Here is a 22,516-nt window from a genome sequence, read left to right on the forward strand (position 1 = left end):
TGAAACGATGCATCGCCGATGGTAGTGTGGGGTTTCCCCATGTGAGAGTAGGTCATCGTCAAGATTAAATTCCAAACCCCCTGTCTGCTAACGCAGACAGGGGGTTTGTTTTTGGGCCGAGAAAAGTTGCAGCTATGGCTAGCCGCACTTGTTGCGGTCCCGCCTTGCAGGAGCTACTGCTGCGGTGCGTAGCAGCGTTTCTATGCAATAGCTCTCCTCATGGCTATTATGCGTGCCTCATTGTGAGGCGATACTTGCATGCTGACGTTGTTGAAACTCCTTAAAGACGGTCGATTTCATTCGGGACAAGCGCTCGGGGCTGCGCTCGGCGTTAGTCGCAGCGCTGTATGGAAGCAGCTCCAGCACTTGGAGTCAGACTTGAACTTATCAATTCATAAGGTTCGTGGTCGTGGCTATCAGTTGGCAGCCCCCCTTGAGCTGCTTGAGCTGGATCAGCTGGCTGCGAGTCCTTGGCCTGTTGCGATTAGCCACTCGTTAGACTCTACGAATGCTGAAGCCTTGCGCGCGGTTGATCGTGGTGTAACGGCGCCATTTGTAATACTGGCTGAGAGACAGACGGCAGGCAGGGGGCGACGCGGGCGTAAGTGGGTTAGTCCTTTCGCGGAGAATATTTACTACAGTCTAGTGCTCCGGATGGATGGGGGTATGCGTCAGCTGGAAGGGCTTAGCCTCGTAGTTGGCCTTGCGGTGCTGAGTGCGCTCAGAGCGGTTGGTGTCTCGGATGCGGGGCTGAAATGGCCAAACGATGTGCTAGTGAGCAACAAAAAAATTGCTGGCATCTTGCTTGAGCTGGTCGGAGATCCGGCCGACGTATGTCATGTAGTCCTTGGTATCGGTATCAACGTTAACATGAGAGTGGCGAGTGAGGTCGATCAGGCCTGGACTTCGGTTTTCCTGGAGTCTGGAGTTGCGACTAACCGTAATGAATTAGTGTCAAAGCTCAGCGATAGCCTGCGCATGTATCTCAAGCGCCATGAGCTCTCAGGCTTTTCGGCTATTCAGTCGGAGTGGGAGCAGAATCATTTGTGGCAAGGGCGTGAAGTCTCTTTGATCGCTGGGGTGCACCAGGTGAACGGTACGGTCATGGGTATTGACCGTCAGGGTGCGCTGCGTATGAGTGTAAATGGTGAAGAGAAGGTGTTCAGTGGCGGTGAGCTTAGTTTGAGGTTGCGCGATGATTCTTGAAATGGACTGTGGAAACAGTTTCATAAAATGGCGCGCTCTAGACGGCACGGTTGTAGTAAGCGGCGGAGTCGTGGACTCAGATGCTGGGCTTATGGCCGCGATACTAGCTGCTCCGGAGCTGCGCATAACCCATTGCCGCTTGGTTAGCGTGCGCAGTGATGACGAAACATCGAGCCTGGTGGCATCAATTGCCTCGATGCTCGGTATCGGGGTGGAGTGTGCGAAGCCTGCAAGGGAAGTCGCGGGTGTAAGTAACGGATATGAGGAGTTTGCCCGTTTGGGGCTGGATCGCTGGTTGGCTCTGGTTGGGGCATTTGAGCTGGCTAAGAATGCGTGCCTTGTTCTGGATTTCGGTACGGCGGTCACTGCGGACTTTGTTGCGTCCGATGGTCAGCACCTGGGAGGATTTATCTGCCCTGGAATGCCCTTGATGCGGGACCAATTGCGTACGCACACGCGGCGTATCAGGTACGACGACTTTTCGGCGGAGCAGGCGTTGCTCCGGCAGGCTCCGGGTCGTACCACGGCTGAGGCTGTTGAGCGTGGTTGTTTGCTGATGATGAGAGGCTTCGTTTTGACCCAGCTGGAGTTGGCGCGCGAGTATTGGGGGCAGGATTTTGAGGTTTTTCTCACGGGCGGTGACGCCAGTTTGGTGAGAGATATGGTGCCTGATGCTCGTTTGGTGCAAGACCTTGTATTTGTAGGCTTGGCGGTAGTGTGTCCCCTTCCTTGAGGTTCTTATGCGTTGGCTGTTTCTTCTGCTAGTTGTACTCAATATCTTTTATTACGTCTGGCATCAACAAGAGGCGCCGCCCAGGGCGAAGGAGGTCATTTCCTTGTCCTTGTATAAGGGGAATAAGCAGGACATACGCCTACTCAGTGAGGCGCGACCCAAGGTCGTCAGCGGCAGTGTTTCTGGAGACCGTGTAGAAAGTCTGGAGTGCTTCTATATAAGCGGCTTATCCAGTGAAGAGCAGTTTCGCAGTTTTCAGAGCAAGCTTTCTGATGTGGGTGTGCAGTCACTGCCGTCTACAGTGGTTCGAGATGATTCAGGTGGATATGTACTAAAACTCTCACCTCAAAGCGGTGCTGTGGCCACTGAAATGGCTTTGGCTAACCTTGCCAATGAATTCAATGGGTTAAATTACAAAAAAATGCGCTGTGAGGGCTTGCAGCCATCCGATAGTTTGCATAGAATGGCGCCCGCTCCACAGTGAACACCGAACAGGCTACTAGGTGTGAAGCGAGTCAAGTTGCTAACTTCCTGATTTAATTGAAGAAAGCGGTTGACATAAGGTTAGAATGATGTAGAATTCTAGCCAGCTCAGGAGGGGTTCCCGAGCGGCCAAAGGGATCAGACTGTAAATCTGACGTCTACGACTTCGAAGGTTCGAATCCTTCCCCCTCCACCATATTTAAGCTAGAGCAGCAAGATTTGCGGGTGTAGTTTAGTGGTAGAACCTTAGCCTTCCAAGCTAATGATGCGGGTTCGATTCCCGCCACCCGCTCCAGTCTAGCTGTTTTCGCAACGTGTTTTGCTCTTGTAGCTCAGTTGGTAGAGCACACCCTTGGTAAGGGTGAGGTCAGCGGTTCAAATCCGCTCAAGAGCTCCATATAACAAGGCAGATATGAAAATATCTGCCTTTGTTTTAACAGGTGCATAGCCTGTCTGGGGTGTTTGCTGGTGGTGCTTTTGGTGCTGCTGCCCTGGTTGGTTGTTACGGTTGTGAGTAGCTCGCATTCTGCTGCTCGCTGGCAATCTCCGCTCTGATAGGGCTGGTTGCAAAAGTAATTGCATAAGTTGTTGAAAAGTCTCTCTCGTGTCGGCATAATCGGCGGCTCGATAATGTTTTAGGTCAGTAGCTCAATTGGCAGAGCGACGGTCTCCAAAACCGTAGGTTGGGGGTTCGATTCCCTCCTGACCTGCCAGATTCGCTCATTGCGTCTGGCTTTCTTTTCACAGGATCCTCTTAGATGACTCCCAAGGCTGAAGTTCAAGGCTCTCGCTTCGATCTCCTCAAGTGGCTTGTAGTGGTTGCTCTTGTGGTGGTTGGCGTTGTTGGGAATCAGTATTATTCTGGTTCGCCGATCCTGTATCGCGTCATTGCACTTCTTGTGATTGCTGCTGTTGCTGCCTATGTAGGCTTGCAGACGGCTAAAGGCAAGTCGTTCTCTGTGTTGGTGAAGGAAGCTCGTACTGAGATTCGTAAAGTCGTATGGCCAACTCGCCAAGAAACTACGCAGACCACGTTGATCGTGGTGGCTGTTGTTCTTGTTATGGCGTTGCTGTTGTGGGGTTTAGATTCCCTGCTCGGTTGGCTCGTTTCCTTGATTGTTGGCTAAGGGTGTCCCGTGGCTAAGCGTTGGTACGTAGTGCATGCTTATTCGGGTTACGAAAAGCATGTTATGCGCTCTTTGATTGAGCGTATTAAGCTGGCAGGCATGGAAGAAGGCTTCGGCGAAATTCTGGTTCCCACTGAAGAAGTGGTTGAAATGCGTAATGGCCAGAAACGCAAAAGCGAGCGTAAGTTCTTCCCTGGTTATGTGCTGGTCCAGATGGATATGAGCGAGGGTACTTGGCACTTGGTCAAGGACACTCCGCGCGTAATGGGCTTCATTGGTGGGACTGCCGACAAGCCGGCACCGATCACTGATAAAGAGGCAGAAGCAATTCTGCGTCGTGTTGCTGATGGTAGCGACAAGCCTAAGCCAAAAACACTATTCGAACCGGGCGAAGTTGTCCGTGTTACCGACGGTCCATTTGCTGATTTCAATGGCACAGTCGAAGAAGTTAACTACGAAAAGAGCCGCATCCAAGTGGCAGTGCTCATTTTCGGTCGCTCTACTCCGGTAGAGCTAGAGTTTAGCCAGGTCGAAAAGGTCTAGTTAGACACGAATCCCAACCCCATGGTCTAGGCTGTGGGGTTTTGTCGTCACTGGGATAAACGCGCAAGTAACCGGGGAGCCTCTTTAGGCGCTTGAACCCGTAATTGGAGTGCCTCATGGCTAAGAAGATTACCGCTTACATCAAGCTGCAAGTGAAGGCCGCTCAGGCCAACCCAAGTCCACCCGTAGGCCCGGCTCTGGGTCAGCACGGCGTGAACATCATGGAATTCTGCAAAGCTTTCAACGCCCGTACTCAGGGTATTGAGCCAGGCCTGCCGACTCCAGTGATCATCACTGTATACAGCGACCGTAGCTTTACGTTCGAAACCAAGTCGACCCCTGCTTCGGTTCTGCTGAAGAAGGCTGCTGGTCTGACTAGCGGTTCCGCTCGTCCAAACACCGTTAAGGTTGGCACTGTGACTCGTGCTCAGCTGGAAGAAATCGCGAAAACCAAAAACGCGGATCTGACTGCAGCTGATATGGAAGCAGCCGTGCGTACTATCGCCGGTTCTGCTCGTAGCATGGGCCTTAACGTGGAGGGTGTGTAATGGCTAAGCTGACTAAGCGTCAAAAGGCAATCGCCGGTAAAATTGAAGCTGGCAAGTCTTACAACTTTGTAGACGCTGCTGCTTTGCTGGCTGAGCTGTCGACTGTAAAATTCAGCGAGTCTTTTGACATCGCCGTTAACCTGGGCGTAGACCCACGTAAATCTGACCAGGTTGTTCGTAGCGCTACTGTGCTGCCACACGGCACTGGCAAGACTGTACGTGTAGCTGTGTTCACTCAGGGTCCAGCTGCTGAAGCTGCTCTGGCTGCCGGCGCTGATCGCGTTGGTATGGACGACCTGGCTGCCGAAATGAAAGGCGGCGACCTGAACTATGACGTAGTTATTGCCTCCCCGGACGCAATGCGTGTTGTAGGTCAGTTGGGTCAGATCCTTGGTCCACGTGGTCTGATGCCTAACCCTAAGGTTGGTACTGTAACTCCAGACGTAGCTACCGCTGTTAAGAACGCGAAGGCTGGTCAGGTTCGTTATCGCACTGACAAAAACGGTATCATCCACACTTCCGTTGGCAAGATCGGTTTTGATGCCGTCAAGCTGAAGGAAAACGTTGAAGCCCTGATCGCTGATCTGAAGCGTATCAAACCAGCTTCTTCGAAAGGTATTTATGTTAAGCGCGTTACCCTGAGCACCACTATGGGCCCAGGCTTGGTCATCGACCAAGGTTCTTTGGACGCGTAAGACAAATTGGCGTGCTTTTAGCTCGCCAATGAAAGATTGGGGTCCCTGCCTGGCGGGGGCTATCCAAGACCGTAGGCGGCGCAAGCCTTAAACCTCAAGCCTACGCAGATGGTGCTCCCGGTTCCTTACCGAATCAGACACCAAAACGACATCCGGCCTCGGTTGGATGAAACGGTAACATGCAGGAGTTAAACCCGTGGCAATTAAACTCGAAGACAAGAAGGCCATCGTCGCTGAAGTCAACGAGGCTGCCAAAGTTGCCCTGTCCGCTGTTGTGGCTGATGCCCGCGGTGTGACAGTAGGCGCTATGACCGGACTCCGTAAAGAGGCTCGTGAAGCTGGCGTTTACGTACGTGTTGTACGTAACACCCTGCTAAAGCGCGCTGTTGCTGACACTGAATACAGTGTCCTCAACGACGTGTTCACAGGCCCGACCTTGATCGCATTCTCGAACGAACATCCAGGCGCTGCTGCCCGTTTGTTCAAAGAGTTCGCTAAAGGTCAGGATAAGTTCGAGATCAAGGCAGCTGCGTTCGAGGGCAAGTTCCTCGCAGCTAATCAGATCGACGTACTGGCAAGTCTGCCGACCCGTGACGAAGCAATTTCTCAGCTGATGAGCGTGATTCAAGGCGCTACCAGCAAGTTGGCTCGTACTCTGGCGGCACTTCGCGACCAGAAAGAAGCAGCTGCAGCCTAAGGCTGAGCAACTCCTTTCAGCGTTTATTGTTTATTTCGATGGCCGCCTAGGCTGTCACCCCAATACAGGAATTTATAGTCATGTCTCTGACTACTCAAGAAATCATCGACGCAATCGGTTCGAAATCCGTTCTGGAAATCGTTGAGCTGATCAAGGCAATGGAAGAAGCATTCGGCGTTTCTGCTGCTGCTGCTTCTGCTGGTCCTGCTGCTGCCGCTGCTGTTGTTGAAGAGCAAACTGAATTCAACGTCATGCTGCTGGAAGCTGGCGAGAAGAAAGTTAACGTGATCAAGGCTGTTCGTGAGCTGACTGGTCTGGGCCTGAAAGAAGCCAAGGCAGTTGTAGACAGCGCTCCTAGCGTTGTTCTGGAAGCTGTTGCGAAAGACGCAGCTGACAAAGCCAAGGCAGCCTTGGAAGAAGCAGGCGCTAAAGTCGAGCTGAAGTAAGCATCGACCTTGCGTCTCCAGCCCAAGCGTTAAGCTGAGGCTGATGGCTGGTGGCTCTTGCCACCGGCCTTTTTCCGTTATTGGCAGTCGACTAGGTCGATGCCTTTAACGTGCTGTAACCACCCTGTGCGGTGGAGCAAACCAAGGGGTTTGCACGATTTTCTGGCTGCTCCCGTCGGGAGAGGCCAAACAAGCAGGTGACCAAGCTGGGGAACGCTGATGGCTTACTCATATACTGAGAAAAAACGTATCCGCAAGGACTTTAGCAAGTTGCCGGACGTCATGGATGTGCCGTATCTCTTGGCAATCCAGCTGGATTCGTATCGTGAATTCTTGCAGGCGGGAGCGACTAAAGATAAGTTCCGCGACGTGGGCCTGCATGCGGCCTTCAAATCCGTTTTCCCGATCATCAGCTACTCCGGCAATGCTGCGCTGGAGTACGTCGGTTATCGCTTGGGCGAGCCGGCATTTGATGTCAAAGAATGCGTGTTGCGTGGCGTAACGTACGCCGTACCTTTGCGGGTAAAAGTTCGTTTGATCATTTTCGACAAAGAATCGTCGAACAAAGCGATCAAGGACATCAAAGAGCAAGAAGTCTACATGGGTGAAATCCCCCTGATGACTGAAAACGGTACCTTCGTAATCAACGGTACCGAGCGTGTAATTGTTTCCCAGCTGCACCGTTCCCCGGGCGTGTTCTTTGACCACGACCGCGGCAAGACGCACAGCTCCGGTAAGCTGCTTTATTCTGCGCGTATCATTCCTTACCGCGGTTCGTGGTTGGACTTTGAGTTCGATCCGAAAGACTGCGTGTTCGTGCGTATCGACCGTCGTCGCAAGCTGCCTGCATCGGTATTGCTGCGTGCGCTGGGCTATACCACTGAACAAGTGCTGGACGCGTTCTACACGACCAACGTGTTCCACGTTCAGGGCGAAAGCATTAGCCTGGAACTGGTTCCGCATCGTCTGCGCGGTGAAATCGCGGCCATCGATATTACCGATGACAAAGGTAAGGTGATTGTTGAGCAGGGTCGTCGTATTACTGCTCGCCACATCAACCAGCTGGAAAAAGCCGGTATCAAAGAGCTCGTTATGCCTCTGGACTATGTCCTGGGACGCACAACGGCCAAAGCTATCGTGCATCCGGCTACCGGCGAAATCATTGCTGAGTGCAACACCGAGCTGACGACTGAAATCCTGGCAAAAATCGCCAAGGGCCAGGTTGTTCGCATCGAGACGTTGTACACCAACGATATCGACTGTGGTCCGTTCGTTTCCGACACTCTGAAGATCGACTCCACCAGCAACCAATTGGAAGCGCTGGTCGAGATCTATCGCATGATGCGTCCAGGCGAGCCGCCAACCAAAGACGCTGCCGAGACCCTGTTCAACAACCTGTTCTTCAGCCCTGAGCGCTATGACCTGTCTGCGGTCGGCCGGATGAAGTTCAACCGTCGTATCGGTCGTACCGAGATCGAAGGTTCGGGCGTGTTGTGCAAAGAAGACATCGTTGCTGTGCTGAAGACTCTGGTCGACATCCGTAACGGTAAAGGCATCGTCGATGACATCGACCACCTGGGTAACCGTCGTGTTCGCTGTGTAGGCGAAATGGCCGAGAACCAGTTCCGCGTTGGCTTGGTGCGTGTTGAGCGTGCGGTCAAAGAGCGTCTGTCGATGGCTGAAAGCGAAGGCCTGATGCCGCAAGACCTGATCAACGCCAAGCCAGTGGCTGCGGCGGTGAAAGAGTTCTTCGGTTCGAGCCAGCTGTCCCAGTTCATGGACCAGAACAACCCTCTGTCCGAGATCACCCACAAGCGCCGTGTTTCTGCACTGGGCCCGGGCGGTTTGACGCGTGAGCGTGCCGGCTTTGAAGTTCGTGACGTACACCCGACTCACTACGGCCGTGTTTGCCCGATTGAGACGCCGGAAGGTCCGAACATTGGTCTGATCAACTCCTTGGCTGCCTATGCGCGCACCAACCAGTACGGCTTCCTTGAAAGCCCGTACCGTGTGGTTAAAGACGCACTGGTAACTGACGAGATCGTTTTCCTGTCCGCCATCGAAGAAGCCGATCACGTGATCGCTCAGGCCTCGGCCACGATGAACGACAAGAAAGTCCTGATCGACGAGCTGGTAGCTGTTCGTCACTTGAACGAATTCACCGTTAAGGCGCCGGAAGACGTCACCTTGATGGACGTTTCGCCGAAGCAGGTTGTTTCGGTAGCAGCGTCGCTGATCCCGTTCCTGGAACACGATGACGCCAACCGTGCGTTGATGGGTTCCAACATGCAGCGTCAAGCTGTACCAACCCTGCGTGCTGACAAGCCGCTGGTAGGTACCGGCATGGAGCGTAACGTAGCTCGTGACTCCGGCGTTTGCGTCGTGGCTCGTCGTGGCGGCGTGATCGACTCTGTTGATGCCAGCCGTATCGTTGTTCGCGTTGCTGATGATGAAGTTGAAACTGGCGAAGCCGGTGTCGACATCTACAACCTGACCAAATACACCCGTTCCAACCAGAACACTTGCATCAACCAGCGTCCGCTGGTCCGCAAGGGTGACCGTGTACAGCGCAGCGACATCATGGCTGACGGCCCGTCCACCGATATGGGTGAACTGGCGTTGGGTCAGAACATGCGCATCGCGTTCATGGCCTGGAACGGTTACAACTTCGAAGACTCCATCTGCCTGTCGGAACGAGTTGTTCAAGAAGATCGCTTTACCACGATCCACATCCAGGAACTGACCTGTGTGGCACGTGACACCAAGCTTGGGCCTGAAGAGATCACTGCAGACATCCCGAACGTGGGTGAAGCTGCACTGAACAAACTGGACGAAGCCGGTATCGTTTACGTAGGTGCTGAAGTTGGCGCTGGCGACATTCTGGTAGGTAAGGTCACTCCGAAAGGCGAGACCCAGCTGACTCCGGAAGAGAAGCTGTTGCGTGCAATCTTCGGTGAAAAAGCCAGCGACGTTAAAGACACTTCCCTGCGTGTACCTACCGGTACCAAAGGTACTGTTATCGACGTGCAGGTCTTCACCCGTGACGGCGTTGAGCGTGATGCTCGTGCGCTGTCGATCGAGAAGACCCAGCTGGACGAGATTCGCAAGGATCTGAACGAAGAGTTCCGTATCGTTGAAGGCGCTACCTTCGAACGTCTGCGCTCTGCTCTGGTTGGCCGCATTGCCGAAGGTGGTGCCGGTCTGAAGAAAGGTCAGGAAATCACCAATGAAATCCTGGACGGTCTTGAGCATGGTCAGTGGTTCAAACTGCGCATGGCTGAAGATGCTCTGAACGAGCAGCTTGAAAAGGCTCAGGCCTACATCATCGATCGCCGTCGTCTGCTGGACGACAAGTTCGAAGACAAGAAGCGCAAACTGCAGCAGGGCGATGACCTGGCTCCAGGCGTGCTGAAAATCGTCAAGGTTTACCTAGCAATCCGCCGTCGCATCCAGCCGGGTGACAAGATGGCCGGTCGTCACGGTAACAAAGGTGTGGTCTCCGTGATCATGCCGGTTGAAGACATGCCGTACGATGCCAATGGCACCCCGGTTGATGTGGTCCTCAACCCGTTGGGCGTACCTTCGCGTATGAACGTTGGTCAGATTCTCGAAACTCACCTGGGCCTCGCGGCTAAAGGTTTGGGCGAGAAGATCAACCTCATGATTGAAGAACAACGCAAGGTCGCTGACCTGCGCAAGTTCCTGCATGAGATCTACAACGAAATTGGCGGTCGTCAAGAAAGCCTGGATGACTTCTCCGATCAGGAAATCCTGGATCTGGCGAAGAACCTTCGTGGCGGTGTGCCGATGGCTACCCCGGTGTTCGACGGTGCCAAAGAAAGCGAAATCAAGGCAATGCTTCGTTTGGCAGATTTGCCGGACAGCGGCCAGATGACGCTGACAGACGGTCGTACCGGCAACCAGTTTGAGCGTCCGGTTACCGTTGGCTACATGTACATGCTGAAGCTGAACCACTTGGTAGACGACAAGATGCATGCTCGTTCTACCGGTTCTTACAGCCTGGTTACCCAGCAGCCGCTGGGTGGTAAGGCACAGTTCGGTGGTCAGCGTTTCGGGGAGATGGAGGTCTGGGCGCTGGAAGCCTACGGCGCGGCATACACTCTGCAAGAAATGCTCACAGTGAAGTCGGACGATGTGAACGGTCGTACCAAGATGTACAAAAACATCGTGGACGGCGATCACCGTATGGAGCCGGGCATGCCCGAGTCCTTCAACGTGTTGATCAAAGAAATTCGTTCCCTCGGCATCGATATCGATCTGGAAACCGAATAACACGTGACGCGAATCGAGAGCGGGGCTGTTTAGCCCGCTCTCTGCTCCGCCAGGAGGAAAGGCCTTGAAAGACCTACTGAATTTGCTGAAAAACCAGGGTCAAGTCGAAGAGTTCGACGCCATCCGTATTGGATTGGCATCGCCTGAGATGATCCGTTCGTGGTCGTTCGGTGAAGTTAAAAAGCCGGAAACCATCAACTACCGTACGTTCAAACCTGAGCGTGACGGCCTGTTCTGCGCCAAGATCTTTGGCCCGGTAAAGGATTACGAGTGCCTGTGCGGTAAGTACAAGCGCTTGAAGCACCGTGGTGTGATCTGTGAGAAGTGTGGCGTTGAAGTCGCACTGGCCAAGGTCCGTCGCGAGCGCATGGCTCACATCGAACTGGCTTCGCCGGTTGCTCACATCTGGTTCCTGAAATCGCTGCCGTCCCGTATCGGCTTGCTGATGGACATGACCCTGCGTGATATCGAACGCGTTCTCTACTTCGAGAGCTATGTCGTTATCGATCCAGGCATGACCACTCTGGAAAAAGGTCAGCTGCTGAACGATGAGCAGTACTTCGAAGCGCTGGAAGAGTTCGGCGACGACTTTGATGCCCGTATGGGTGCTGAAGCTGTCCGTGAACTGCTGCACGCTATCGACCTGGAGCACGAGATTGGCCGTCTGCGCGAAGAAATTCCGCAAACCAACTCCGAAACCAAAATCAAGAAGTTGTCCAAGCGCCTGAAGTTGATGGAAGCCTTCCTGGGCTCCGGCAACCTTCCTGAGTGGATGGTACTGACCGTTCTGCCGGTTCTGCCGCCAGATCTGCGTCCTTTGGTTCCGCTTGATGGTGGTCGTTTCGCGACTTCCGACCTCAACGATCTGTATCGTCGGGTAATCAACCGTAACAACCGCTTGAAGCGCCTGCTTGATCTGTCCGCTCCGGACATCATCGTGCGCAACGAAAAGCGTATGTTGCAAGAAGCGGTCGACGCATTGCTCGACAACGGCCGTCGTGGTCGCGCTATTACCGGCTCGAACAAGCGCCCTCTGAAATCCTTGGCTGACATGATCAAGGGTAAGCAGGGTCGTTTCCGTCAGAACTTGCTCGGTAAGCGTGTTGACTACTCGGGTCGTTCGGTAATTACCGTAGGTCCGACCCTGCGTCTGCACCAGTGCGGTCTGCCTAAGAAAATGGCTCTCGAGCTGTTCAAGCCATTCATTTTTGGCAAGCTTGAAATGCGCGGTCTTGCGACCACCATCAAAGCAGCCAAGAAAATGGTTGAGCGTGAGCTGCCAGAGGTTTGGGACGTTCTCGCTGAAGTTATCCGCGAACACCCAGTGCTTCTCAACCGTGCACCGACTCTTCACCGTCTGGGCATCCAGGCCTTTGAACCGGTTCTGATCGAAGGTAAAGCTATCCAGCTGCACCCGTTGGTCTGTGCTGCGTACAACGCCGACTTCGACGGCGACCAAATGGCCGTGCACGTACCGCTGACACTGGAAGCCCAGTTGGAAGCGCGCGCGTTGATGATGTCGACCAACAACATTCTGTCGCCAGCCAACGGTGAGCCAATCATCGTTCCGTCGCAGGACGTTGTATTGGGTCTGTACTACATGACTCGTGAAGCGATCAACGCCAAAGGCGAAGGTCGTGTATTCGCTGACTTGCAAGAAGTTGACCGTGTATTCCGTGCCGGCGAAGCCGCACTGCATGCCAAGGTCAAGGTTCGCATCAGCGAAACCGTCAACGATCGTGATGGCGGCAGCGTGAGCAACACTCGGATTGTCGACACCACTGTCGGCCGTGCGCTGTTGTTCCAGGTTGTGCCAAAAGGTCTGTCGTACGACGTCGTCAACTTGCCGATGAAGAAAAAAGCGATCTCCAAGCTTATCAACCAGTGCTACCGCGTGGTTGGTTTGAAAGAGACCGTGATCTTCGCTGACCAGTTGATGTACACAGGTTTTGCTTACTCGACCATTTCCGGCGTTTCCATCGGTGTTAACGACTTCGTTATCCCGGATGAAAAAGCTCGCATCATCGCGGCTGCAACCGATGAAGTGAAAGAGATCGAAAGTCAGTACGCCTCCGGCCTGGTAACCCAGGGCGAGAAGTACAACAAAGTGATCGACCTTTGGTCGAAAGCTAACGACGAAGTATCCAAGGCAATGATGTCCAACCTCTCGAAAGAGAAGGTTATCGACCGTCACGGCGTTGAGGTTGAGCAAGAGTCGTTCAACTCGATGTACATGATGGCCGACTCCGGCGCACGGGGTTCTGCAGCGCAGATCCGTCAGCTGGCCGGTATGCGTGGTCTGATGGCCAAGCCGGACGGTTCCATCATTGAAACGCCGATTACTGCGAACTTCCGTGAAGGCCTGAGCGTACTTCAGTACTTTATCTCTACTCACGGTGCTCGTAAGGGTCTGGCGGATACCGCCTTGAAGACAGCTAACTCCGGTTATCTGACTCGCCGTCTGGTAGACGTTGCGCAAGACTTGGTTGTGACTGAAGTTGACTGCGGTACCGAACACGGTCTGCTGATGACTCCGCACATCGAAGGCGGCGACGTTGTAGAGCCGTTGGGTGAGCGCGTTCTGGGTCGAGTAATCGCCCGTGACGTGTACAAGCCGGGTACCGAGGACATTATCGTTCCTGCGGGCACTCTGGTTGACGAGAAGTGGGTTGAATTCATCGAGCTGAACAGCATCGACGAAGTAATCGTGCGTTCGCCAATCAGCTGTGAAACTCGCTTCGGTATCTGTGCCAAGTGCTACGGTCGTGACTTGGCTCGTGGTCACCAGGTGAACATCGGTGAAGCTGTCGGCGTAATCGCTGCTCAGTCGATCGGTGAGCCGGGTACTCAGCTGACAATGCGTACGTTCCACATCGGTGGTGCGGCAAGCCGGACCTCTGCTGCTGACAGTGTTCAGGTGAAGAATGGCGGTACTGTCCGTCTTCATAACCTCAAGCACGTTGAGCGTGTAGATGGCTGCCTGGTAGCTGTATCCCGTTCCGGTGAGCTGGCCATCGCTGATGACTTCGGTCGTGAGCGTGAGCGCTACAAGCTGCCGTACGGCGCCGTGATTTCGGTTAAAGAAGGTGACAAGGTTGACGCTGGCTCGATCGTAGCCAAGTGGGATCCGCACACTCACCCAATCGTTACCGAAATGAAAGGTACCGTGACCTACGTGGGCATGGAAGAAGGCATCACGATCAAGCGTCAGACTGACGAATTGACCGGTATGACCAACATTGAAGTCCTCGACGCCAAAGACCGTCCAGCTGCAGGCAAGGACATCCGTCCAGCCGTTAAGATGGTTGGTGTGGATGGCAAGGATCTGCTGTTGCCTGGTACCGACGTACCGGCTCAGTACTTCCTGCCAGCCAACGCCCTGGTCGGTGTAGCGGATGGTGCGGAAATCGCGATCGGTGACGTTATCGCTCGTATTCCGCAAGAGACTTCGAAAACTCGAGACATCACCGGTGGTCTGCCACGCGTTGCTGACTTGTTCGAAGCGCGTCGTCCGAAAGAAGCCTCGATTCTGGCTGAAGTCAGCGGCACCATCGCGTTCGGTAAAGAAACCAAAGGCAAGCGCCGTCTGGTTATTACCCCGAACGACGGTACTGATCCGTACGAAGAGCTGATTCCAAAGTGGCGTCACCTGAACGTCTTCGAAGGCGAACAAGTGAACCGCGGCGAAGTTATCTCCGACGGTCCAAGCGATCCACACGACATCCTGCGTCTGCTGGGTGTAAGTGCGCTGGCCAAGTACATCGTTAACGAGATTCAGGACGTTTACCGTCTGCAAGGCGTAAAAATCAACGATAAGCACATCGAGACCATTCTGCGTCAGATGTTGCGTAAAGTTGAGATTGCCGAGTCTGGTGATTCCACCTTCATCAAGGGCGACCAGATGGAGTTGACCCAGGTGTTGACCGAGAACGAACGTTTGGGTGGCGAAGATAAATTCGTATCCAAGTTCACTCGCGTCCTGCTGGGTATCACCAAGGCGTCGTTGTCGACTGAGTCGTTCATCTCCGCGGCCTCTTTCCAAGAGACTACCCGCGTATTGACCGAAGCAGCGGTAACCGGCAAGCGCGACTACCTGCGTGGCCTGAAAGAAAACGTTGTCGTGGGTCGTTTGATCCCGGCAGGTACCGGTTTGGCATACCACAGCGAGCGTAAGCGCCGCCGTGAAGCTGACAAGCCGTTGCGCGTGAGCGCCAGTGAAGTGGAAGCTGCACTGACCGAAGCGCTGAACTCGAGCGGTAACTGAGTTCTGCGGTAAATGAGAGATGGGCCCCGGCAGTTCCGTTCGTCGAATCGAGACATTTTGTCGGGGTTTGATGAGTGGGAAGGTCGGGGCCTTGTCTTGACTGGGGGCAAGATCCTCTTTAGACTCTTGTACCCCTAAATTTGGCGGGAATTCGTTCCTGCCATTTTGCTTTTCTTGCAAGACAATAGCGTCGCAAGACAACAGTGGAGCTAGTAGATGGCAACTATCAACCAGCTGGTACGTCAGCCGCGTAAGCGTATCGTCGAGAAATCCGACGTGCCTGCGCTGCAAAACTGCCCGCAACGTCGTGGCGTATGCACCCGTGTGTATACAACTACGCCGAAAAAACCTAACTCGGCACTGCGTAAAGTATGCCGTGTGCGCCTGACCAACGGTTTCGAGGTTTCCTCGTACATCGGTGGTGAAGGTCACAACCTGCAAGAACACAGCGTGGTACTGATTCGTGGCGGTCGTGTAAAAGACTTGCCAGGTGTTCGTTATCACACCGTTCGCGGCTCTTTGGATACTTCCGGCGTTAAAGGTCGTAACCAAGGTCGTTCGAAGTACGGTACCAAGAAGCCGAAGTAGTATTCGGTTGCTGGTAAAAAATGCAGATTTCTTTTTTTCTGAGTCGATAAGAGTAAGGTCGGACGTGCATCTTTTGGATGTAATGGTTCCGAGCTAACCTGAAGACCGTTTGAGGGCTTATCCATGCCAAGAAGACGCGTAGCAGCCAAGCGCGATGTGCTTGACGATCCAAAATACGGAAGCCAAATCCTGGCCAAGTTCATGAACCACGTGATGGAAAGCGGCAAAAAAGCCGTTGCCGAGCGTATCGTTTATGGCGCGCTGGAAAAGGTTAAAGAACGCAAGAACAGCGATCCCCTGGAAATCTTCGAGAAAGCTCTCGACGCCATCGCTCCGCTGGTCGAAGTGAAGTCGCGCCGTGTAGGCGGTGCTACTTACCAGGTTCCGGTCGAAGTTCGCCCGTCCCGTCGTAACGCCCTGGCAATGCGCTGGTTGGTAGACTTCGCCCGTAAGCGCGGCGAGAAGTCTATGGCTCTGCGTTTGGCTGGCGAACTGTTGGACGCAGCTGAAGGTAAAGGTGCTGCTGTTAAGAAGCGTGAAGACGTGCACCGTATGGCCGAAGCTAACAAAGCTTTCTCGCACTACCGCTTCTAAATTCAGCTTCACTAATTTTGCGAGGGCTTTATGGCTCGTACTACTCCGATTAGTCGCTACCGTAACATCGGTATCGTCGCTCACGTGGATGCTGGTAAAACCACTACCACCGAGCGCGTACTGTTTTACACTGGCAAAAGTCACAAAATGGGCGAGGTGCATGATGGCGCCGCGACCACAGACTGGATGGTTCAGGAGCAGGAGCGTGGTATTACCATTACTTCTGCTGCTATCACCGCCTTCTGGAAAGGTTCTGCCAAGCAGTACAAGGACGAGCATCGCTTCAACGTAATCGATACCCCGGGCCACGTAGACTTCACTATTGAAGTTGAACGTTCCCTGCGCGTACTCGACGGCGCTGTCGTTGTGTTCTGTGGTACCTCGGGCGTTGAGCCTCAGTCGGAAACCGTATGGCGTCAAGCCAACAAATACGGCGTTCCACGTCTTGTTTACGTAAACAAGATGGACCGTGCTGGCGCCAACTTCCTGCGCGTTATTGAGCAGATCAAGAAGCGTCTGGGCCACACTCCGGTTCCAATCCAGCTGGCTATCGGTTCTGAAGACAACTTCCAGGGTCAGATTGATCTGATCAACATGGAAGCTGTGTACTGGAACGATGCTGACAAGGGTATGGTTCCTGTTCGCAAAGAAATTCCAGCTGAGCTGAAAGATCTTGCTGACGAATGGCGCGACAACATGGTTCAGGCTGCGGCCGAAGCCAATGAAGAGCTGATGAACAAGTACCTCGAAGGTGAAGAATTCACCATCGCGGAAATCAAGGCTGCTCTGCGTCAGCGTACTATCGCTGGTGAGATCGTCTTGGCTGTTTGCGGTTCTTCCTTCAAGAACAAGGGTGTTCCCCTGGTTCTCGACGCCGTTATCGACTTCCTGCCTGCTCCGACTGATATTCCTGCCATCAAGGGTACTGACCCTGATGACGAGAGCATCGAACTGGAGCGTCATGCTGACGACAGCGAGCCGTTCTCGGCTCTGGCGTTCAAGATCGCTACCGACCCATTCGTGGGTACCTTGACCTTCGTCCGTGTTTACTCGGGCGTGTTGAACTCCGGCGACGGCGTGATCAACTCGGTTAAAGGCAAGAAAGAGCGTGTGGGTCGTATGGTGCAAATGCACGCAAACGCCCGTGAAGAAATCAAGGAAGTACGCGCTGGTGACATCGCGGCCTTGATCGGCATGAAGGACGTCACCACTGGTGAGACTTTGTGCAACGCTGACAAGCCAATCATTCTGGTTCGCATGGACTTCCCGGAGCCGGTTATTTCGGTTGCCGTAGAGCCTAAGACCAAGGATGACCAGGAAAAAATGGGTGTTGCACTGGGCAAGCTTGCTCAGGAAGATCCATCTTTCCGCGTTAAAACTGATGAAGAGACTGGTCAGACGATCATCTCGGGCATGGGCGAGCTGCACTTGGACATCCTGGTTGACCGGATGCGCCGTGAGTTCAACGTCGAAGCCAACATCGGTAAGCCTCAGGTTTCGTATCGTGAGCGCATCACGAAGAACTGTGAGATCGAAGGCAAGTTCGTTCGTCAGTCCGGCGGTCGTGGCCAGTTTGGTCACTGCTGGATCCGTTTTGCACCTGCTGACGAAGGTCAGGAAGGTCTGCAGTTCGTGAACGAAGTGGTAGGTGGTGTGGTTCCTAAGGAATACATCCCGGCTATCCAGAAGGGCATCGAAGAGCAGATGAAGAACGGTGTTGTTGCCGGCTATCCGCTGATCGGCCTGAAGGCTACCGTGTTTGATGGTTCTTACCACGACGTCGACTCCAACGAGATGGCGTTTAAGGTGGCTGCTTCCATGGCGACCAAGCAACTGGCTACCAAAGGTGGCGGTGAGCTGCTTGAGCCGATCATGGCGGTAGAGGTTGTTACACCTGAAGACTATATGGGTGACGTGATGGGCGACTTGAATCGTCGTCGCGGCATGATCCAGGGTATGGAAGATACGGTTTCCGGCAAAGTTATTCGTGCCGAGGTTCCGTTGGGTGAAATGTTCGGTTATGCGACCGACGTTCGTTCCATGTCTCAGGGTCGCGCAAGCTACTCTATGGAATTCAAAAAATACGATACAGCTCCGGCGCACATCGTCGAAACTGTTACTAAAAAACAAGGCTGATTTAGTTCAGTCCTTTAGGCAAGGAGTTAATTGTCGTGGCTAAAGAAAAATTTGATCGTTCCCTACCGCACGTCAACGTTGGCACTATCGGTCACGTTGACCATGGTAAAACCACGCTGACTGCAGCTCTGACTCGTGTTTGCTCCGAGATTTTCGGTTCGGCAATCGTTGACTTCGATAAAATCGACAGCGCGCCAGAAGAAAAAGCTCGTGGTATCACCATCAACACTGCGCACGTTGAATACAACTCGCTGATCCGTCACTACGCTCACGTTGACTGCCCAGGTCACGCTGACTATGTGAAGAACATGATCACCGGTGCTGCTCAGATGGACGGCGCTATCCTGGTTTGTTCGGCCGCTGATGGTCCGATGCCACAAACCCGTGAGCACATCCTGCTGTCCCGTCAGGTTGGCGTTCCGTACATCGTGGTTTTCCTGAACAAGGCTGACCTGGTAGACGACGCTGAGCTGCTGGAACTGGTTGAGATGGAAGTGCGCGATCTGCTGAGCACTTACGACTTCCCAGGCGACGACACTCCGATCATCATCGGTTCTGCTCGTATGGCTCTGGAAGGCAAAGACGACAACGAAATGGGCACCACTGCCGTTCGTAAACTGGTTGAAACTCTGGATACTTACATTCCGGACCCAGTTCGTGTTATCGACAAGCCGTTCCTGATGCCAATCGAAGACGTATTCTCGATCTCCGGTCGCGGTACTGTTGTAACTGGTCGTATCGAGCGCGGTATCGTTCGCGTTCAAGATCCGCTGGAAATCGTTGGTCTGCGTGACACTACTGTTACCACCTGCACCGGCGTTGAAATGTTCCGTAAACTGCTTGACGAAGGTCGTGCTGGCGAGAACTGCGGCGTGCTGCTGCGCGGCACCAAGCGTGACGACGTAGAGCGTGGCCAGGTTCTGGTTAAGCCGGGTTCGGTTAAGCCGCACACTACCTTCGAAGCTGAAGTGTACGTGTTGAGCAAAGAAGAAGGCGGTCGTCACACTCCGTTCTTCAAAGGCTACCGTCCACAGTTCTACTTCCGGACCACTGACGTGACCGGTAACTGCGAACTGCCGGAAGGCGTTGAAATGGTAATGCCAGGCGACAACATCAAAATGGTTGTCACCCTGATCAAAACCATCGCAATGGAAGACGGTCTGCGTTTCGCAATCCGTGAAGGCGGTCGTACCGTCGGCGCTGGCGTAGTAGCCAAAATCATTGCTTAAGCTTTGATTGCCTGAAAAAGCCCCCGCTCAGCGGGGGCTTTTTTTATTGAGTTGACACCCAGTTGGGCCATCTATAGAATTGCGCCTCCTTTAAACGGGCGTATTGCGCTCGGTGGGAATAGCAATCGGAGTCTGAAATCCAATGCAAAATCAGCAAATCCGTATCAGGTTGAAGGCTTTTGACCATCGCCTGATCGACCAATCAACCCAGGAAATCGTGGAAACCGCGAAACGTACTGGTGCTCAAGTGCGTGGTCCAATTCCACTGCCTACCCGTAAAGAGCGGTTCACCGTTCTGGTCTCCCCGCACGTCAACAAAGACGCGCGTGACCAGTATGAGATCCGTACTCATAAGCGCGTTCTGGACATCGTCCAGCCAACGGATAAAACCGTTGATGCACTTATGAAGCTTGATCTTGCGGCCGGTGTGGAAGTGCAGATCAGCCTCGGCTAAGACTTGGGTCTTAGTCGTGTAACGCTCTGAAATGGGCGGCCATAGCGGGTGAAAGCCCCGTACACTCATGAGGTTTACAACATGACTATTGGTGTAGTCGGTCGTAAATGCGGTATGACCCGTATTTTCACCGAAGAAGGTGTCTCCATTCCGGTTACGGTCATTGAGATCGAGCCGAATCGCGTCACCCAGTTCAAAACTGAAGAAACCGATGGCTATCGTGCAGTGCAAGTCACTGTCGGCGAGCGTCGCGCTTCGCGTGTAACTGCTGCTCAAGCGGGTCACTTCGCTAAAGCAAACGTTGCAGCTGGTCGTACCGTAATGGAATTCCGTCTTGAAGAAGGCGAGTACCAAGCAGGCGATCTGATCAACGCTGAAATCTTCACCGCAGGTCAGATGGTCGATGTGACCGGTCAGTCCAAAGGTAAAGGCTTCCAGGGTACGATCAAGCGTTGGAATTTCCGTGGCCAAGATAACACTCACGGTAACTCCGTTTCCCACCGCGTCCCGGGCTCTATTGGCCAGTGCCAGACTCCTGGTCGTGTATTCAAGGGCAAAAAAATGTCCGGTCATATGGGCGCTGAGCGCGTGACCGTGCAGTCCCTCGAAGTAGTGCGCGTCGACGCTGAACGCAATCTGTTGTTGGTCAAGGGTGCTGTTCCTGGCGCTACTGGCGGCAACCTGGTTGTACGTCCGGCGGCCAAGGCTCGCGGTTAAGGGGAAGCTGACATGCAATTAAATGTAAATGATGCTCAAGCGATCGAAGTTTCCGAACTGACGTTTGGCGGCGAGTTCAACGAGACGCTGGTTCACCAGGCAGTCGTGGCCTACATGGCTGGCGGTCGTCAAGGTAGCAAGCAGCAAAAGACCCGTTCCGACGTTCGTGGTGGCGGTAAGCGCCCTTGGCGTCAGAAAGGTACTGGCCGTGCTCGTGCCGGTACTATCCGTAGCCCAATCTGGCGTGGCGGTGGTACTACTTTCGCAGCTCGTCCACAAGATCACTCTCAGAAGCTCAACAAGAAGATGTATCGCGCAGCAATGCGTTCCATCCTTGCTGAACTGGTTCGTACTGATCGTCTGATCGTGGTTCAGGACTTCGCAGTTGAAGCGCCGAAAACCAAAGATCTGCTGAACAAACTGAATGGCATGGGTCTGACAGACGTCCTGATCGTGTCTGAAGTTGTTGATCAGAACCTGTACCTGGCTGCTCGTAACCTGCCACACGTTGATGTACGTGACGTGCAAGGTTCCGACCCAGTTAGTCTGATCGCATACGACAAGGTGTTGATCACCGTGTCGGCCGTGAAGAAATTCGAGGAGCTGCTGGGATGAACCAGGAACGCGTATTTAAAGTTCTGCTTGGCCCGCACGTTTCCGAGAAGGCTACGGTTCTGGCAGACAAGAAAGGCCAGTTCGTTTTCAAGGTTGCTACTGATGCAACCAAGCTGGAAATCAAGAAGGCCGTCGAAAGCCTGTTCAGCGTGAAAGTTGAGCGTGTTACTACCCTGAATGTTCTGGGTAAGAGCAAGCGCACCGCTCGCGGCGTGGGCAAGCGTAATGACTGGAAGAAGGCAGTAATCTCCCTTCAGCCAGGCCAAGATCTCGATTTCAGCAGCAGTGCTGAGTAAGGAAGGGGTGCATCATGGCAATCGTTAAATGCAAACCGACTTCCCCTGGCCGCCGTCATGTGGTCAAGGTGGTCAACCAGGAGCTGCATAAAGGCGCTCCTCACGCACCGCTGCTCGAGAAGAAATCGAAGACTGGTGGTCGTAACAACAATGGCCGTATTACCACGCGTCACATCGGTGGTGGTCATAAGCAGCATTATCGTTTGGTCGACTTCCGTCGCAACGACAAAGATGGCATTCCAGCCACTGTTGAGCGTATCGAATACGATCCAAACCGTACTGCTCACATTGCTCTTATGTTGTACGCAGACGGCGAACGCCGTTACATCATCGCCCCTAAAGGCGTGAGCGCTGGCGACCAGCTGATTTCGGGTGCTTTGGCTCCGATCAAGCCAGGCAACCAGTTGCAACTGCGCAGCATTCCAGTTGGTAGCACCGTACACGGCATCGAATTGAAGCCGGGCAAAGGCGCACAAATCGCTCGTTCCGCTGGTGCTTCGGCTCAGCTGGTCGCTCGTGATGGTGTCTACGTGACCCTGCGTCTGCGTTCCGGTGAAATGCGTAAAGTATTGGCTGAATGCCGTGCAACGCTTGGCGAAGTCTCGAACTCCGAGCACAGCCTGCGTTCGCTGGGTAAAGCTGGTGCCAAACGCTGGCGTGGCGTTCGCCCAACCGTTCGTGGTGTTGCCATGAACCCGGTTGACCACCCACATGGTGGTGGTGAAGGTCGTACCTCTGGTGGTCGTCATCCGGTATCGCCATGGGGCTTCCCGACTAAGGGCGCGAAGACTCGTGGTAATAAGCGTACCGACAAAATGATCGTCCGTCGTCGCAAGTAAATAGAGGGATACG

The 22,516-nt window shown here is 53.8% G+C and carries 20 protein-coding genes and 4 tRNA genes; all 24 read left to right on the plus strand.

Going from position 1 to position 22,516, the window contains the following annotated elements:
• Nucleotides 1-258: 258 nt before the first annotated feature.
• Nucleotides 259-1,206, plus strand: a complete 948-nt coding sequence (gene birA, locus AACY07_RS16905) for a bifunctional biotin--[acetyl-CoA-carboxylase] ligase/biotin operon repressor BirA (protein ID WP_133079708.1) — start codon at nucleotides 259-261, stop codon at nucleotides 1,204-1,206.
• Nucleotides 1,196-1,939, plus strand: a complete 744-nt coding sequence (locus tag AACY07_RS16910) for a pantothenate kinase (RefSeq protein ID WP_339476293.1) — start codon at nucleotides 1,196-1,198, stop codon at nucleotides 1,937-1,939. Before birA ends, AACY07_RS16910 begins: the two co-directional genes overlap by 11 nt.
• Before the next feature lie 7 nt (nucleotides 1,940-1,946).
• Entirely contained in the window at nucleotides 1,947-2,423 is a 477-nt protein-coding gene (locus AACY07_RS16915; RefSeq protein WP_339476295.1) for a hypothetical protein, read from the plus strand.
• A gap of 110 nt (nucleotides 2,424-2,533) precedes the next feature.
• A tRNA-Tyr gene (locus tag AACY07_RS16920) sits at nucleotides 2,534-2,618 on the plus strand.
• Nucleotides 2,619-2,643: 25 nt separating this feature from the next.
• Nucleotides 2,644-2,717, plus strand: a tRNA-Gly gene (locus tag AACY07_RS16925).
• Between the two features lie 26 nt (nucleotides 2,718-2,743).
• Nucleotides 2,744-2,819, plus strand: a tRNA-Thr gene (locus AACY07_RS16930).
• Between the two features lie 240 nt (nucleotides 2,820-3,059).
• Nucleotides 3,060-3,135 (plus strand) — tRNA-Trp (locus AACY07_RS16935).
• Between the two features lie 45 nt (nucleotides 3,136-3,180).
• Entirely contained in the window at nucleotides 3,181-3,549 is a 369-nt protein-coding gene (gene secE / locus AACY07_RS16940; RefSeq protein WP_003444399.1) for a preprotein translocase subunit SecE, read from the plus strand.
• Between the two features lie 9 nt (nucleotides 3,550-3,558).
• Nucleotides 3,559-4,092 carry a transcription termination/antitermination protein NusG gene (nusG, locus tag AACY07_RS16945; protein WP_003444397.1) on the plus strand — a complete coding sequence of 178 codons (534 nt, stop codon included), beginning with the start codon at nucleotides 3,559-3,561 and terminating at the stop codon, nucleotides 4,090-4,092.
• 116 nt (nucleotides 4,093-4,208) lie between these two features.
• Nucleotides 4,209-4,640 carry a 50S ribosomal protein L11 gene (gene rplK / locus AACY07_RS16950; protein ID WP_008008888.1) on the plus strand — a complete coding sequence of 144 codons (432 nt, stop codon included), beginning with the start codon at nucleotides 4,209-4,211 and terminating at the stop codon, nucleotides 4,638-4,640.
• Entirely contained in the window at nucleotides 4,640-5,335 is a 696-nt protein-coding gene (rplA, locus tag AACY07_RS16955; RefSeq protein WP_003444394.1) for a 50S ribosomal protein L1, read from the plus strand. Before rplK ends, rplA begins: the two co-directional genes overlap by 1 nt.
• Nucleotides 5,336-5,531: 196 nt before the next feature.
• Complete coding sequence (gene rplJ / locus AACY07_RS16960; RefSeq protein WP_003444392.1) at nucleotides 5,532-6,032, plus strand: 50S ribosomal protein L10; 501 nt, start codon at nucleotides 5,532-5,534, stop codon at nucleotides 6,030-6,032.
• A gap of 80 nt (nucleotides 6,033-6,112) precedes the next feature.
• Entirely contained in the window at nucleotides 6,113-6,478 is a 366-nt protein-coding gene (rplL, locus tag AACY07_RS16965) for a 50S ribosomal protein L7/L12 (RefSeq protein ID WP_003444390.1), read from the plus strand.
• A 219-nt stretch (nucleotides 6,479-6,697) separates the two neighbouring features.
• A complete protein-coding gene (rpoB, locus tag AACY07_RS16970; protein ID WP_133079711.1) occupies nucleotides 6,698-10,771 on the plus strand; it encodes a DNA-directed RNA polymerase subunit beta in 4,074 nt (1,357 codons plus the stop codon).
• Between the two features lie 64 nt (nucleotides 10,772-10,835).
• Nucleotides 10,836-15,035, plus strand: a complete 4,200-nt coding sequence (rpoC, locus tag AACY07_RS16975) for a DNA-directed RNA polymerase subunit beta' (protein ID WP_019824371.1) — start codon at nucleotides 10,836-10,838, stop codon at nucleotides 15,033-15,035.
• Nucleotides 15,036-15,251: 216 nt separating this feature from the next.
• A complete protein-coding gene (rpsL, locus tag AACY07_RS16980) occupies nucleotides 15,252-15,623 on the plus strand; it encodes a 30S ribosomal protein S12 (RefSeq protein ID WP_002555494.1) in 372 nt (123 codons plus the stop codon).
• 123 nt (nucleotides 15,624-15,746) lie between these two features.
• Nucleotides 15,747-16,217: a 30S ribosomal protein S7 gene (gene rpsG, locus AACY07_RS16985; RefSeq protein ID WP_019824369.1), complete on the plus strand. Its 471-nt coding sequence runs from the start codon at nucleotides 15,747-15,749 to the stop codon at nucleotides 16,215-16,217.
• 30 nt (nucleotides 16,218-16,247) lie between these two features.
• The gene (gene fusA, locus AACY07_RS16990; RefSeq protein ID WP_019824367.1) at nucleotides 16,248-18,353 is read left to right on the plus strand and encodes an elongation factor G; all 2,106 of its coding nucleotides are present in this window, start codon (nucleotides 16,248-16,250) and stop codon (nucleotides 18,351-18,353) included.
• Nucleotides 18,354-18,388: 35 nt separating this feature from the next.
• Nucleotides 18,389-19,582, plus strand: a complete 1,194-nt coding sequence (gene tuf / locus AACY07_RS16995; RefSeq protein WP_003444379.1) for an elongation factor Tu — start codon at nucleotides 18,389-18,391, stop codon at nucleotides 19,580-19,582.
• Nucleotides 19,583-19,724: 142 nt separating this feature from the next.
• A complete protein-coding gene (gene rpsJ / locus AACY07_RS17000) occupies nucleotides 19,725-20,036 on the plus strand; it encodes a 30S ribosomal protein S10 (RefSeq protein WP_003186070.1) in 312 nt (103 codons plus the stop codon).
• A gap of 81 nt (nucleotides 20,037-20,117) precedes the next feature.
• Entirely contained in the window at nucleotides 20,118-20,753 is a 636-nt protein-coding gene (rplC, locus tag AACY07_RS17005; protein ID WP_003444377.1) for a 50S ribosomal protein L3, read from the plus strand.
• Nucleotides 20,754-20,765: 12 nt separating this feature from the next.
• Nucleotides 20,766-21,368 (plus strand): 50S ribosomal protein L4, encoded by a 603-nt coding sequence (rplD, locus tag AACY07_RS17010; RefSeq protein ID WP_003444376.1) that lies wholly within the window; start codon nucleotides 20,766-20,768, stop codon nucleotides 21,366-21,368.
• Entirely contained in the window at nucleotides 21,365-21,664 is a 300-nt protein-coding gene (gene rplW, locus AACY07_RS17015; RefSeq protein ID WP_003444375.1) for a 50S ribosomal protein L23, read from the plus strand. The genes rplD and rplW overlap by 4 nt, the downstream gene beginning before the upstream one ends.
• Nucleotides 21,665-21,678: 14 nt before the next feature.
• Nucleotides 21,679-22,503 carry a 50S ribosomal protein L2 gene (rplB, locus tag AACY07_RS17020; RefSeq protein ID WP_019824364.1) on the plus strand — a complete coding sequence of 275 codons (825 nt, stop codon included), beginning with the start codon at nucleotides 21,679-21,681 and terminating at the stop codon, nucleotides 22,501-22,503.
• The last annotated feature ends 13 nt before the right edge of the window (nucleotides 22,504-22,516 follow it).

Origin of the sequence: Pseudomonas sp. RL_5y_Pfl2_69 (genome assembly GCF_963970465.1) — a bacterium.
Classification (GTDB): Bacteria; Pseudomonadota; Gammaproteobacteria; order Pseudomonadales; family Pseudomonadaceae; genus Aquipseudomonas.

What these genes read in the sequence shown, in the direction of transcription:
- birA (WP_133079708.1), top strand. Translation starts at nt 259, where the DNA reads ATGCTGACGTTGTTGAAACTCCTTAAAGACGGTCGATTTCATTCGGGA.
- AACY07_RS16910 (WP_339476293.1), top strand. Translation starts at nt 1,196, where the DNA reads ATGATTCTTGAAATGGACTGTGGAAACAGTTTCATAAAATGGCGCGCT.
- AACY07_RS16915 (WP_339476295.1), top strand. Translation starts at nt 1,947, where the DNA reads ATGCGTTGGCTGTTTCTTCTGCTAGTTGTACTCAATATCTTTTATTAC.
- secE (WP_003444399.1), top strand. Translation starts at nt 3,181, where the DNA reads ATGACTCCCAAGGCTGAAGTTCAAGGCTCTCGCTTCGATCTCCTCAAG.
- rplK (WP_008008888.1), top strand. Translation starts at nt 4,209, where the DNA reads ATGGCTAAGAAGATTACCGCTTACATCAAGCTGCAAGTGAAGGCCGCT.
- rplA (WP_003444394.1), top strand. Translation starts at nt 4,640, where the DNA reads ATGGCTAAGCTGACTAAGCGTCAAAAGGCAATCGCCGGTAAAATTGAA.
- rplL (WP_003444390.1), top strand. Translation starts at nt 6,113, where the DNA reads ATGTCTCTGACTACTCAAGAAATCATCGACGCAATCGGTTCGAAATCC.
- rpoB (WP_133079711.1), top strand. Translation starts at nt 6,698, where the DNA reads ATGGCTTACTCATATACTGAGAAAAAACGTATCCGCAAGGACTTTAGC.
- rpsL (WP_002555494.1), top strand. Translation starts at nt 15,252, where the DNA reads ATGGCAACTATCAACCAGCTGGTACGTCAGCCGCGTAAGCGTATCGTC.
- rpsG (WP_019824369.1), top strand. Translation starts at nt 15,747, where the DNA reads ATGCCAAGAAGACGCGTAGCAGCCAAGCGCGATGTGCTTGACGATCCA.
- fusA (WP_019824367.1), top strand. Translation starts at nt 16,248, where the DNA reads ATGGCTCGTACTACTCCGATTAGTCGCTACCGTAACATCGGTATCGTC.
- rpsJ (WP_003186070.1), top strand. Translation starts at nt 19,725, where the DNA reads ATGCAAAATCAGCAAATCCGTATCAGGTTGAAGGCTTTTGACCATCGC.
- rplC (WP_003444377.1), top strand. Translation starts at nt 20,118, where the DNA reads ATGACTATTGGTGTAGTCGGTCGTAAATGCGGTATGACCCGTATTTTC.
- rplD (WP_003444376.1), top strand. Translation starts at nt 20,766, where the DNA reads ATGCAATTAAATGTAAATGATGCTCAAGCGATCGAAGTTTCCGAACTG.
- rplW (WP_003444375.1), top strand. Translation starts at nt 21,365, where the DNA reads ATGAACCAGGAACGCGTATTTAAAGTTCTGCTTGGCCCGCACGTTTCC.
- rplB (WP_019824364.1), top strand. Translation starts at nt 21,679, where the DNA reads ATGGCAATCGTTAAATGCAAACCGACTTCCCCTGGCCGCCGTCATGTG.